9 protein-coding genes are annotated in these 13887 nt (G+C 39.1%); all 9 read left to right on the forward strand.

The features are described from left to right. Positions 1 to 9: 9 nt before the first annotated feature. Positions 10 to 1377 carry a protein O-GlcNAcase gene (locus AC3ANV_RS05295; protein ID WP_488312624.1) on the forward strand — a complete coding sequence of 456 codons (1368 nt, stop codon included), beginning with the start codon at positions 10 to 12 and terminating at the stop codon, positions 1375 to 1377. Then, on the forward strand, positions 1374 to 2708 hold the full coding sequence (locus AC3ANV_RS05300; protein ID WP_488312625.1) for an amylo-alpha-1,6-glucosidase: 1335 nt from the start codon (positions 1374 to 1376) through the stop codon (positions 2706 to 2708). Before AC3ANV_RS05295 ends, AC3ANV_RS05300 begins: the two co-directional genes overlap by 4 nt. Further along, a complete protein-coding gene (locus tag AC3ANV_RS05305) occupies positions 2705 to 4513 on the forward strand; it encodes an MBL fold metallo-hydrolase (RefSeq protein WP_488312626.1) in 1809 nt (602 codons plus the stop codon). Before AC3ANV_RS05300 ends, AC3ANV_RS05305 begins: the two co-directional genes overlap by 4 nt. Before the next feature lie 210 nt (positions 4514 to 4723). Next, positions 4724 to 5518, forward strand: a complete 795-nt coding sequence (locus tag AC3ANV_RS05310; protein WP_488312627.1) for a DeoR/GlpR family DNA-binding transcription regulator — start codon at positions 4724 to 4726, stop codon at positions 5516 to 5518. 237 nt (positions 5519 to 5755) lie between these two features. After that, positions 5756 to 6775, forward strand: coding sequence for a Gfo/Idh/MocA family protein (locus AC3ANV_RS05315; protein ID WP_488312628.1), 1020 nt, complete (start codon positions 5756 to 5758; stop codon positions 6773 to 6775). 17 nt (positions 6776 to 6792) lie between these two features. Next, entirely contained in the window at positions 6793 to 7854 is a 1062-nt protein-coding gene (locus AC3ANV_RS05320) for a Gfo/Idh/MocA family protein (RefSeq protein WP_488312629.1), read from the forward strand. A gap of 241 nt (positions 7855 to 8095) precedes the next feature. Further along, positions 8096 to 8866: a sugar phosphate isomerase/epimerase family protein gene (locus AC3ANV_RS05325; protein WP_488312630.1), complete on the forward strand. Its 771-nt coding sequence runs from the start codon at positions 8096 to 8098 to the stop codon at positions 8864 to 8866. After that, positions 8863 to 10638: a glycoside hydrolase family 2 protein gene (locus AC3ANV_RS05330; RefSeq protein ID WP_488312631.1), complete on the forward strand. Its 1776-nt coding sequence runs from the start codon at positions 8863 to 8865 to the stop codon at positions 10636 to 10638. Before AC3ANV_RS05325 ends, AC3ANV_RS05330 begins: the two co-directional genes overlap by 4 nt. 23 nt (positions 10639 to 10661) lie before the next feature. Further along, positions 10662 to 13808 carry an alpha-mannosidase gene (locus tag AC3ANV_RS05335; RefSeq protein ID WP_488312632.1) on the forward strand — a complete coding sequence of 1049 codons (3147 nt, stop codon included), beginning with the start codon at positions 10662 to 10664 and terminating at the stop codon, positions 13806 to 13808. Positions 13809 to 13887: the final 79 nt, after the last annotated feature.

The following is a 13887-nucleotide window of genomic DNA, read 5'->3' on the forward strand; positions in this document are numbered from 1 at the left end:
AGTTGACCAATGAACAATTCCTTTTTTCCTGTCAGGGGAGTGGTAGAAGGTTTTTATGGTGCTTTTTATACAGCACCTGAACGAAACGATCTTATTTCATTTCTCTCCGAACATGGGTATAACCTATATGTTTATGGACCTAAAAACGACCGGCAGCACCGTTCAAGGTGGAGGGAGCACTATCCTGATTTTATCATGGAGCAGTTTGCTGAAACAGTGGCCTATTCCCAAAAGCTTGGTGTGGAGTTTTGCTACTCCATCGGATCGGGTGTTTCCATTAATTATGCATCAGATGAAGATTTTCAACATATTACCTCTAAATTTAAGGCCTTCTATGATATCGGTGTAAAAACCTTCATGATCATGCTAGATGACATTAAAGCGGAATTTCAGTATGAAGCGGAACGGAAAATCTTTAAAAGTTATGGTGATGCACATGTTTATTTAACCAACAAGCTTTATCATTGGCTGCAATCACTTGATAAAATGTGCAAATTGTCCATTTGTCCAACTGATTATCACGGTAAAGCACCTTTTAGTGACTATATTCATGTAATCGGCGGGGGATTGCACCCTGAAATTGATATTTGTTACACAGGTCCTGAGATTTGTTCAAAAACAATTACTGAACAAGACACGGCTGATTTTGCAGATGCTATAAATCGGAAGCCAATCATTTGGGATAACTATCCGGTTAATGACTTAGACATGAAAGCTGAAATGCATATTGGTCCAATAAGTGGGCGTGATGCTTCACTTTCAAAGGTATGTAAAGGATTTATTGTAAATACAATGAGCCAGGCAGAAGCGTCAAAAATTTCCTTAATCACTTTCGCTGATTACTTTGAAAATCCAGAAAGCTACGATCCTTGGGACTCATGGAAGAGGGCATTAAAAAAGGTCGGTGGTAAGGAAAACGATGATGCTTTAAAATGCTTTGCTGAAAATTCGTTACATTCCTGTCTTGGTTTTCCGGAAGCAGAAAGGTTGGAAAATCTAACAGCCAGTGCATTAAGTGCTCTTCAATCTGAAGAAAGAGTAGCAACAAGCCAAGCGATAAACGAGCTGTACGATTATTTGGATTTGCTGGATGAAGCGGGTTATCACCTAAAGTTTAGATTAACTAATTATGCTTTACGCAATAATCTATTGCCATGGATTGAATTGATGGAAAGCTGGGCCTGGGCCGGCAGAAGAGCTATTGCCGTATTAAGAGCAATAGAAAATAAAGAAGAAGTAAAGGATCTATCTAATTGGCTGAAGGATTCCGCAGAAGAAGTGGAAAAACATCCGAAGCGTTATGCTGGAACGATACTGCTGCCGTTAATTACGTATGCAATGTCGAAGGTTGAAGAGAATAAGGGGTCGTTGGTATGAAAAATCAAGTATTTAAAGACAATTTGATTAAAGAAGGCAGAAATAGAGCAGAAGAACTTTTGATTGCAAATGGCGGGGAATTAGGATTGCTTGGGTCAAATCAAGCATATCAACAAGTCTGGGCAAGAGACAGTATGATTTGTGGATTAGGGTTATTACTTAGTAATAACCCCAGTGGAAGAGAAATCCATAAACGATCATTAGAAACTTTACGAAATTTTCAAACGGAACTTGGAAAAATTCCGCATAATGTAGGCTTAACAAGCGTAGCGGACCCCGCTTTAATTGCACACGGAGGGAAATTGGATGTAGCTGGAAAAGAGGGAGTCGCTATTGAGGACACCATCCATGCTGGCTGCGTGGATGGGAATCTTTGGTATATTATCGGCCATTATTACAATTATTCCATAACGAAAGATCGCGAGTTTTTAAAAAATGCCTGGTTAAGCATAGAAAAGGCTATGCTTTGGCTCAGGTACCAGGATTCAAATGAATGTGGATTGCTGGAAGTTCATGAGGCTATGGATTGGGCAGATTTATTTGGTAATCGTTACAATGTTTTGTTTGATAATGTTCTTTACTATGCAGCCTGGAAGTGTATGGCAAAAATGGCGAAAGAACTTGGATATGAATATGAATCCTATGACAATAACGCAAATGATGTACATAAAAAGATTAATGTTTTGCTATGGGTAGGACCTGAAGAACCAAATGATTATGAATGGGTTGCAAATGAACGTAAGGAATGGCTGTATCCGATGAAAAGGGTAGAGACAGAACTCGTTGAACGCCCATTTTATTTACCGTATATGGGTTTCCGGGATTATGCGGACCGTTTTGATACGCTTGCAAACCTTTTGGCGATTGTTTTCGGTGTCGCAGATCAAAAAAAGGCAGACAAAATATTAGATTATATTCACGGTTGCGGGCTAAACGAACCCTTCCCTGTACAAGCTTTATATCCCGTCATCCGTCCGGGTGAAAAAGACTGGCAGGAATATTACCGAGTACGGAACTTGAATCAGCCGCATCATTATCATAATGGTGGCTCTTGGCCATTTATTGGCGGGTTTTATGTCGCAGCGTTAGTTCAAGCTGGCCGTTTAGCTGAAGCAAATACACAGCTTGAAAAGTTGGCCCAAATGAACAAAATGGGAAAAAACGGTGAATGGGAATTCAATGAGTGGTTCCATGGTATTTCAGGGCGTCCAATGGGCTATAGCGGACAATCCTGGTCAACTGCCATGTATATTTTTGCAGAAAATGCTGTAGAAGAGGGGCGTTTAAATATATTTAATAAGGAAAACAATTGGGGCTGTGACGGGAAATGATGAGGCAAATCACAACTAATCTTTTCCAATACGAAAATACGTGTAATGCCTATGTGATTAAAACTGGAGAGAATGCGATTTTAATTGATTTTGGAAATGGGGATGTTTTAGATCATCTTGAAGCAATTGGAGTAGAAAGAGTTACTGATGTCCTTATGACCCATCATCATCGCGATCAAGCTCAAGGTCTGGGCGCTGCAATAAAAGCAGGAATTCGAATTTGGGTTCCCCATACGGAACAAGATTTATTTGGAAATGTGGATGAACATTGGAAAGCAAGAGAAATCACTAACAACTATAACATGAGACAGGATCGTTTTTCGTTGCTCCACTCTGTGCCTGTATTTGAAACATTAAAAGATTACACAACACCAATCATAAACGGAATAGAGTTCACTATAATACCGACACCAGGACACACAATTGGATCCATTTCAATCTTAGCTGAAATTGATCGGAAGAAATTGGTTTTTTCAGGCGATTTAATCTATGCCCCAGGAAAAGTATGGTCTTTGGCCGCAACCCAATGGACATATAACGGGGGAGAGGGACTTGCATTTAGTGTTCTTTCATTATTGGATCTAAAAGAGAGGAAGGCTGATTTGCTGCTCCCTTCTCATGGATCAGTAATGGAAGAACCATTAAAAGCTATCGATCTCTTAGTTGAACGGTTTACAGAGCTGATGAAGCAGCGAAAACAAAATCCAAGGCTTTATCAGCTTCGTGATAAACCATATGAGGTGATTACACCTCATTTATTAAAAAATCGTACAAGTATGGCCAATTCTTATGTTCTCCTTTCTGAAAGAGGAAAGGCGTTATTGATTGACTTTGGGTACGATTTTATGGGAGGGCCTGCGTCCGGTAATGATCGCGCATCTAGGAGACCTTGGTTATATACTCTACCAGCATTAAAAAAGCAATTTAATGTCGAAAAAATTGATGTTGCGATCCCGACTCATTTTCATGATGATCATGTGGCTGGATTGAATTTATTGAGGGATATTGAAGGAACAGAAATATGGTGTCCTGAAAATTTTTCCGATATTTTAGAACAGCCGAAAAAATATAATTTACCTTGTATTTGGTACGATCCCATTAAGGTAAATCGAATTCTTCCTCTCGAGGAAAAAATAACGTGGGAGGAATATGAATTTACTATTTATGATCATCCGGGACATACCCTTTATGCAGCTGCAATCTATTTTACGGTTGATGGAAAAAACGTGCTGGCCATTGGCGACCAGTATCAGGTAAAAGAGGATTACAACTATGTTTACCAGAATCGGTTTCGAATAAAAGATTATGTAGATAGTGCAAAGCTATACAGAAATCTTAAGCCGGATTTTCTTATTTCTGGTCATTGGGATCCCGTGGAGGTTACGGAGGAATATCTTCAACAAATTGAAGAAAAGGGAAAAGTGCTGGAACAGCTTCATTGGGAGCTATTACCATTGGATGAAATTGATCTAGGAGCTGAAGGATTTGGAGCTGTTATCCAACCATATCAAACAGTCATTCAGGATGGTGAAACCTTTCCAATTACGGTAGAAATAAAAAATCCCTTCCACGAACAAAAAGAGGTGTGTGCTAAAATCATCACCCCAAACGGTTGGCATGTTGATAACAACGAGTTTCGAGATACCATAGCCGGAAAAGAATACATTCAATTTACAGCAGCCATTACCGTTCCAATAGAAACAAATGGATATAGAGAACGAATCGCTGTTGATTTAACAGTTGGAAACCATCCTTTTGGCCAACATGCTGAAGCATTGGTTTCGATTATTAATAAATGTAAATAAAAGAGAGCATCATTGTTGGCTGAGGAAACGACAAATGGAGTCGAACGATGAACGCGGTGTTTAAACCTTCAGAGATTAAAACATTTTGTATCCCGAAGGACCCTTATGAGCCAATTGTTGAAACAAATTTACTTGAGTGGGAATAGTAAGATACAATCAGGTTGATATTCATAAGATTAGGAATTGCATGTGTCCAGGGGGAATTTATAAATGATTGTGGCCGAACGTCGTAAGCTCATTAAAGATTTACTATTGAAAAATAAAAGTGTCAAAGTTTCTGACCTAGTAGAATTACTGCATGTGTCAGAAGAGACAATTAGGCGTGATTTACTTCAGCTTGAAAAAGATGGAATCGCAGAAAAAAACTATGGAGGGGCTATTCTAACTGAAGAAGCTTCAAGCATGCCTGTCATTCTTCCGGTTGATGAAAGGAAGCTGCAATACTCTCGTGAAAAGGATTTAATTGGAAAGGCAGCAGCGCAATTAGTAAAAGAAGGGCAAATCATTATTTTGGATGCTGGTTCTACAACTTGGAATATTGCCAAAAACCTGCCTAAAAGTGCTAATTTAACTGTCATTACAAATGGAATGAACGTTGCAGAAGAATGCAGCAAAGATGAGACTGCTTCTATTTATTTATTAGGCGGAAAACTCCGAAGAAATTCAATGAGTCTTGTAGGACCTCAAGTTGAATCAGAGCTAAAAAAATATAGTGCTGATTTTGTTTTTCTGGGATCTACCGGGATTTCCTTAAGACAAGGCTTTACAAGTTCTGATTTATACGAAGCCGAGATAAAACGAGGAATGGTTTCGGCCGGACAAAAGATAGTTGTTGTAGCCGACCACAGCAAGCTTGAGAAAGCTGGTCTAACCACATTCTGCAATTTTGAAGAAATAGATATTTTTATTACGAGCGATCTTGCAGATAAAAAAATCCTTGAAGAAATAGACCAAAAAGGTGTTGAAGTAATAGTTGTACCTGTATTAGGTCAGCCAAAAGAGTGATTAAGTATTTTTACGAAAAGAATGTGCTAGACCTCTTATTTAGGAAAAATGGTGAGGAATTTCATTCGTGCGGGATCATGGAGAAGGAAAGTTTAGTTATATTGATTTCGCACGCTTTCACTAAGTGGAAAGGAAGTGATGGGAGGAAGGCAGAGAGGTTTATTCGCTTTTTTCCCCTGACTTCTATGAAATAAACATTCTCTTAAAAAATCAAACTTGCAAAAGAGAGGTTATTAAATGTTGAATGTTGCTTTGTTAAGTAAATGGCATGTCCATGCCGATGATTATGCACGTCAAGCAAATCAAAATGAACACATAAAGATCGTACTAGTCTGGGATGAGAAGGCTGAACGCGGCCAAGAGTGGGCAAAGAAACTGGGTGTTCCTTTCGAACAGGATTTAAAAAAAGTTTTAACTAATCCTGAGATTGATGCTGTCATTGTCGATTCGCCAACCAATCTTCATAAAGAAATTATCATTCTTTCTGCTGAAAATAAAAAACATATTTTCACGGAAAAAATTCTCGCATTTACGGTGCAAGACTGTCTGGAGATTTATGAAGCAGTGAAAAGAAACAATGTGAAATTAATGGTTTCACTACCTCGGTTAACTGAAAATTACTATTTATTTGCTGAGCAAGTACTGAATCAGGGGCTATTAGGGAAACTCATCTATATCCGCTGCCGGTTAGCACATAACGGTGCGGTTCCTTCTGAGGGAAATCCAAACGGCTGGCTTCCGAGGCATTTTTTAAATAAAGAAGAGTGCGGTGGCGGTGCACTGATTGATCTTGGGGCACATCCGATTTATTTAACGAATCGTCTGGCAGGGCGGGCAAAAGCAGTGACAGCCAGGCTGCAGCAACGATCTGGGTATGAAGTGGATGACAATTCTGTCTGCATAATTGAGTATGAAAGTGGTGTCTTAGGGACAATTGAAACAGGATTTCTTTCTGCCGGAAGCCCCTTCCAGCTTGAACTGTATGGCACAGAAGGAACCTTATTAATAGAAGATCAAAAAATTCGCTTAAAAAGTAAGCAGTTAGGTGATAACTGGAATACACCAGAAGTACTTCCTGATCCACTTCCAATGCCGATGGAACAGTGGGTTAATTCCATCATTGCGGGGAAAGTACCTACCATTACTGAAAATGATGTATTAGGATTAACGTTAATTAATCAGGCGGCACTAGAGTCACAGAATCAAGGCCGGAGAGTAGAAACAGCTGAAATTCTCATTGCAGAGCAAAGGGTATAAAGAGAAGGAGGAGAAAAATGGGAAAAACATTAAGAGTAGGAATTATCGGTGCAGGAGGCATCGCAAGGGATGCACATATACCAAACTATTTAAAATGCGGAGAAAAGGTTGAAATCGTTGCGGTAAGTGATGTCGTAAAAGAAAAGACTGAGCAATTAGCAAAAGATTTCAACATTCCTCATACATTTTCAAGCTATGAAGAAATGTTTCAAAACGTTGAAATTGATGCGGTGAGTATTTGTACACCAAATAAATTCCATTATCCTGCAACAATGGCCGCGTTAAAGGCCGGCTGTCACGTTTTATGTGAAAAGCCGCCAGCGATGACAGTAAAAGAAGCAAAGGAAATGGCAGAAGCTGCTGAGAAAGCAGGGAAGATATTAACCTATGGTTTCCATTATCGTCATGCCCCTCAAGTAGAAATGTTAAAGCGCTTTATCGAAGGCGGAGAACTTGGTGATATTTATGCTGCACGTGTAACAGCCATGCGTCGCCGCGGAATTCCCGGCTGGGGTGTGTTTACAAACAAGGAGCTTCAGGGCGGCGGACCTTTAATTGACATCGGGGTGCATATGCTGGATACGGCTTTACATCTAATGGGGTATCCGGAGCCGGATACGGTGTTTGGCGTAACCTACCAGAAGCTTGGGAACCAAAAAGGTGTCGGACTAATGGGTGCATGGGACTGGGAAAACTTCTCAGTTGAAGATATGGCACGAGGAATGATTACGTTCAAAAACGGGGCTTCCATTCTATTAGAAACAGCCTTTGCTGCAAACGTTGAAAAAGCGGATGAAATGAATGTGTCGCTAATGGGCGACAAGGGCGGAGCCGATGTTTTTCCACTTAAAATTTATCAAGAAAAGCATGAGTCGCTCATCGATATTACTCCAGCACATTTGCCAAAGAGGAATTATCATGAATTTGAACTTCGGAGATTTGTGGAAGCTTGTTTAGATGACTCAACTCCATTAAGTACTGCAAAACAAGGTGTTTATCTTCAGCAAATTATAAATGGCCTTTATGAGTCGGCCCATAAAGGTGAAGCAGTCAAAATAAGTGAGAATGTACATGTTTAATTAAGGCTATTTTCGCATAGATTGTTGTTTTTCGTATAAGTTTATCAACCCGTATAATTAGAAGCTTCGTGGCATCTTTTCGTAAGAACATTTGCGAAAATTGCCTAGAAACTTAGTAAATGAACTTTATTAAGCTTCAAAAGCAACAAAGTTTACGAAAAGAGCCTTAATTAAAAATAAAACTAAGGGTGGTGTGTCTTTTTGCCGCCCTCTCTCTATTGGGAAGGAGCCCGGAGTTTAAATGAGTAAAATTGGTTTACAGTTATTTTCTGTATGGAAAGATGCTGAAAAAGATTTTTTGGGAACGCTCCCAAAAGTGATTGAACTTGGATATCAAGGAATTCAATTTGCAGGCTTTTATAATACCCCGGCAGAAAAAGTTAAAAATTTATTAGATGAATACAAAACTTTAGTTGCAGGAGCACATGTAGGAATCCGTCAACTTTTACACGATCAAATAGAGAAAACGTTTGAATACCACCGTACCATTCAAAATCAGCTCATTATTTGTCCCGCTCTTCCAAAGGAAATGCGGCAAACGATTGAGGATTTTAAAAAAACTGCAGAAATGTTAAATCAAATAGGTGAGGTATGTAAAAAGGCTGGTTTTACTTTTGGCTATCATAACCATGATTTTGAATTTGCAAAATTGGGGGAAAAGACAGGTCTTGAGCTGCTATTTGATAACACGGATCCGGATTTAGTGAAAATGGAACTGGACTGCTATTGGGCCAGCTTTGCAGACAACGATCCATTAGAAATCATTCGCAAATATAAAAACCGGGTGGTGTCACTTCATATTAAAGATATGAAGATTGAAAATGGCAAAAAAACTGGAACGGAGGTTGGTAATGGCCAACTTGATCTTACATCACTTATTAAGGCTGGGAAGGAATTTGGTGTTGAATGGTTCACGGTAGAACAGGAGGAATTTGAACGTGATCCTTATGAAAGTCTGGCGATAAATGTTGAAAATCTAAAGCAATTAATATCGGGGGCAGCTATAAAATGATAAAAACAATTCCCAGACCGGAATATCCGAGACCGGACTTCACACGTACCGAATGGCTAAACCTAAACGGGCAATGGAATTTTGATTTTGATGATAATAACATCGGGCTTAAAGAAGAATGGTATTTAAATCATGATTATTCACAAGAAATTACCGTTCCATATGCCTACCAATCAAAATTAAGCGGGATTGAAACAATCGAGTTCCATGATGTTGTTTGGTATGAAAGAACATTTACCATTCCGGAAACATGGCAGGAGAAACGGATTCATCTCCACTTTGGGGCTGCAGATTATTGTACGACTGTTTGGGTCAATGGAAGGTTTGTTACTACCCATGAAGGAGGCCATACCCCCTTTCATGCTGATATAACAGATGCGTTAATAAGTGGATTAAATGAAATGGTTGTAAGGGTTGAGGATTTATCGGCCGACTTGGAGCAGCCACGCGGGAAACAATATTGGGAAGTGGAATCGAAAGGAATTTTCTATACGAGAACAACAGGCATTTGGCAAACAGTTTGGCTCGAGCCACTTAATCCATCTCACATTGAAAGAGTAAAGCTGACTCCAAATATTGATTCAGGTGAAGTGACAGTTGAATACCTTATTCAAAATAGGTCAGAAAACCAAGAAATCGAAATCGAAATTTATTATCAAGATCAAGTTATGGCTAAAGAGTTTGTAATAGTGGATCTTGTCCAGCGCAGGAATAAACATTCTATCGCATTAAAGGATTTCAAAAACGGTGAAGGAAAGCTTTGGAGTCCGGAATATCCATATCTATATACAGTTAAGTTTTGTTTAAAAGCAGGAAATGAGATTTTAGACGAAGCAGCCAGTTATTTTGGGATGAGAAAAATTTCAATAAAAAACGGTAAAATTGAACTGAATAATAAGCCTTATTATATGAAACTTGTTCTTGATCAAGGCTATTATCCTGCAAGTCTATTAACAGCTCCAACAGATGAAGACTTAAAAAGAGATATCCGCTTAACGAAAAAAATGGGGTTTAATGGGGTCAGAAAACATCAAAAAGTGGAGGAACCTCGTTATTTATTTTGGGCAGACCACTTAGGAATCCTTGTCTGGGGAGAAATGGCTAATTGTCATACATTTACGGACAAATCGGTAAAAAGGATAGCAGCTGAATGGCAGGAAGCAGTAGAACGGGATTATAATCACCCTTCCATTGTAGCCTGGGTACCCATTAATGAAAGCTGGGGTGCTCCTCGTTTAAAGAGGGATCTTCGTCAAGCAAACCATTTATTAAGTATGTATTATTTAACAAAATCACTGGATTCTTCACGTTTGGTTATTTCAAATGATGGATGGGAACATACCGTTTCAGATGTCTTAACGATTCATGACTATGCAGGGGAAAAGGAAGTATTAAAAGAAAGGTATTCCAAGCTTGAAAATGCATTACAGTTTACACCCGCGGATCGTTTTCTATATGTTCCTGGATTCAATTATCAAGGTGAGCCCATTTTTGTTTCGGAGTTCGGTGGTATAGCCTATCAAAAAAGCAATTGGCAAGGGTGGGGCTATACCTCTGCCTCAAACGAAAATGATTTTATAGAACGATATTATCATGTAGTTTCCAGCTTGCTAGAGTCGCCGCTTGTTCAAGGATTTTGTTATACACAATTGACAGATGTTGAGCAGGAAATAAATGGCCTGTTAACTTATGATCGCAAACCTAAGGTTGAACTCAATATTATACGTGAAATAAATGAGGGGAAAAGACTTCCGTTTATTGCAAAAGAATGACTGAAAAACAAGGAGTGTTTACGTTGTATTTTACTATTGAAAAAATTGAGAACTACATAGCAGAATTGAAGAATTACATTTACAGAGCCACAAAAGATATCCCTTCATTTCGATACAAAGAATGGGAATTTGGTGACGAAGATAAAGACGCATTTAAGCCTGATTTTGATGATCATAACTGGACAAATTTTCAGATTGGCGATTTTTGGGGTGGATATGATAAATCTGCCTGGTTCCGGACGACTGTTTTGATTCCTAATGAATGGAAGAATGAACGGCTGGTGCTGCACTTTTTGGTTGGGCCGCGTGATGGCGGAGGCTCGACGGCTGAATCATTGCTGTATGTAAATGGCGCTCCATTACAAGGAATTGATGTTTGGCACGAGGAAGCATGGCTTCCGCCAGAGTTGATACAAAACGGGGAGCTGCAGATTGCGATAAAAGCATGGAGCGGTGTTTTAAATCCTCCTGATCGCCGAAGATTTAAAGTGGCAAGGCTTGCCTGTGTTGATGTTTCAACCGAGAGGTATTTTTATCTGGCACATACTTTAGTCAATACAGTAAAGGTTCTTAATGAAAATGATTTAAGACGAACAAAAATGCTTCAATTATTAAATGAATCTATGTTAAAAGTTGATTTCATCAAACCAGGTTCAGATTGCTTCTATCAATCTATACAAGAGGCATATGATTTTCTGAAAACAAAAGCAGATCAATTAGCTGAAATGGAAGAATTAAAGCCGTTAGTAACAGCACTTGGACATTCACATATCGACATGGCCTGGTTATGGCGCTTGGTTCATTCACGGGAAAAAGCATCGAGGACCTTTTCAACGGTACTACATTTAATGCGCCAATATCCTGAATACCGATACATCCACACCTCTCCTCAATTGTACAAATATTTAAAAGAAGACTACCCTGAAATTTTTGAAAGGGTAAAAGAAAAAATTGCTTCTGGAGAATGGGAAATTACAGGGGGGATGTGGATCGAGCCTGACACAAATCTTCCCAATGGAGAGTCGCTGATTCGCCAACTCCAGTTTGGAAAACGGTTTATGAAAGAAGAGTTTGGTGTTGATACGAGGGTTGTTTGGCTTCCTGATGTATTCGGTTATTCCTGGGCGTTACCGCAAATTATGAAAAAAAGCGGGATTGAAACCTTCATGACTACCAAAATTAGTTGGAGCCAATATAATCGCTTCCCATTTGATACATTTAATTGGCGCGGAATTGATGGCACGGAAATATTCACCCATTTTATAACGACACCTGAAGTTGGTGCAAGGTCCTATACGTATAACGGAATGGTGGAACCGGCAAGTGTCAAAGGAATTTGGGATGCCTATCAACAGAAGGACGTAAATGATGAGCTTTTACTAGCTTTTGGATGGGGGGATGGCGGCGGCGGACCAACAAAAGAAATGATTGAATCCGCTCGAGCCATGGAAAATCTGCCGGGACTGCCAAGAGTTCAAATGGATAAGGCAGAGCCCTATTTTGAACGGTTACGAGAACGTGTGAGAGATAAAGAGCTGCCGGTTTGGGATGGGGAATTGTATTTAGAATATCACCGGGGGACCTACACCTCTCAGGCTGCCATAAAAAAAGCAAACCGAAAAGCGGAAATAACCTATCATAATGCTGAATGGTTAAACACCCTTGCTGATCATTTTTCTGGGAAGAGTAATTATCCGCATGCAGCCCTAAATGAAGGCTGGGAAATGTTACTTCTTAATCAATTCCATGACATTTTACCGGGATCTTCGATTCGACAGGTAAATGAAGATGCACGACGAGATTATAAAACCGTGCAAGCTATTGCGGAATGTGCTTTAAAAGAGGCACAGGGTTTGATTGAACAGAACATTCAAATTGATCAAGATGGAATCGTTGTCTATAACCCCCTTCCATTTGAGCGTGATGGATTAATCGAATTGCCTGTTTCATCAAATTTAACAGAGATTACAACCATGGTTGATGAAGAAGGAAACTCATTGCCAGCTCAGGTAATTCAAGATGAAAATGGTAAAAGGGTGTTAATTCAATCAAAAAACGTACCGGCATTAGGTTATAAAACATTTAAACTAGCTGAACGTACTGTCTTGGGATCTGACCTTGTGGTGAAAAAGGATTATCTTGAAAATGATTTTTACCAAATTCGGTTAAATGAAAAAGGTCAGATTGCCTCATTGTTTGATAAACGAGTAGAAAGAGAAATACTCGCCGAAGGGGCAAGGGGGAATGTTCTGCAGACTTTTGAAGATAAACCAATGAATTTTGATGCTTGGGATATTGACCTGTATTACCAAGAAAAAATGCGTGAGATTGATCATATTACAGCAATTGAGGTCCATGAGGAAGGTCCAATTCGAGGAACCCTTAAATTAACTTGGGAATTCTATGATTCTACTATTACACAATATATGACTATTTATAAACATTCCCCAAGAATTGATTTCAGGACGGAAGTGAATTGGCAGGAAAAACAAACCTTATTAAAGGTGGCATTCCCGGTTAATGTTCGTTCCACCAAGGCAACCTACGATATCCAGTTTGGAAATATTGAGCGCCCGACGCATTGGAACACAAGCTGGGATTATGCTCGGTTTGAAGTAGTCGGTCATAAATGGGTTGACCTTTCCGAAGGGAATTTTGGTGTTAGTTTATTAAATGACTGTAAATATGGTCACGATGTAAAAGATAATGTAATCCGTTTAACCTTAATCAAATCTTCCATTCAACCGGATGAAACAGCTGACCGGGGAATTCATGAATTTACCTATAGCTTGATGCCGCATAATGGAGATTGGAGTGAGGGAAATACTGTGAATGAAGCCTATCATTTGAATGTTCCATTATTGGCCAGAGAACTTAACGCTAATCAAAATGGGAATTTACCTGGAACCTATCAATTTGCTGAAATTGATAATGACAATGTTTTGTTAGAAACGGTGAAAAAAGCAGAAGACGATGATGCAATCGTTGTGCGCTTCTATGAATATAAGCAATATAGAAATAAAACAAATGTATTATTCGCAAAGCCGATTAAAAAAGCGGTCGAATGTAATTTGATTGAAGAAGAAGAAGAAGCCGCAGACTATCAGGGGCAAACCCTTTCATTCTCTATTTCACCATATGAAATTAAGACTTTTAAAATCTGGTTTTAATCGATAGAGATATAGCACCATAAATATTTTATGGTGCTATATTTTTAACAAGATAAAAGATTACAAGGGCAATTAAGAT

Source organism: Neobacillus sp. DFD-2R, from assembly GCF_057747865.1.

What these genes read in the sequence shown, in the direction of transcription:
- AC3ANV_RS05295 (WP_488312624.1), top strand. Translation starts at nt 10, where the DNA reads ATGAACAATTCCTTTTTTCCTGTCAGGGGAGTGGTAGAAGGTTTTTAT.
- AC3ANV_RS05300 (WP_488312625.1), top strand. Translation starts at nt 1,374, where the DNA reads ATGAAAAATCAAGTATTTAAAGACAATTTGATTAAAGAAGGCAGAAAT.
- AC3ANV_RS05305 (WP_488312626.1), top strand. Translation starts at nt 2,705, where the DNA reads ATGATGAGGCAAATCACAACTAATCTTTTCCAATACGAAAATACGTGT.
- AC3ANV_RS05310 (WP_488312627.1), top strand. Translation starts at nt 4,724, where the DNA reads ATGATTGTGGCCGAACGTCGTAAGCTCATTAAAGATTTACTATTGAAA.
- AC3ANV_RS05315 (WP_488312628.1), top strand. Translation starts at nt 5,756, where the DNA reads ATGTTGAATGTTGCTTTGTTAAGTAAATGGCATGTCCATGCCGATGAT.
- AC3ANV_RS05320 (WP_488312629.1), top strand. Translation starts at nt 6,793, where the DNA reads ATGGGAAAAACATTAAGAGTAGGAATTATCGGTGCAGGAGGCATCGCA.
- AC3ANV_RS05325 (WP_488312630.1), top strand. Translation starts at nt 8,096, where the DNA reads ATGAGTAAAATTGGTTTACAGTTATTTTCTGTATGGAAAGATGCTGAA.
- AC3ANV_RS05330 (WP_488312631.1), top strand. Translation starts at nt 8,863, where the DNA reads ATGATAAAAACAATTCCCAGACCGGAATATCCGAGACCGGACTTCACA.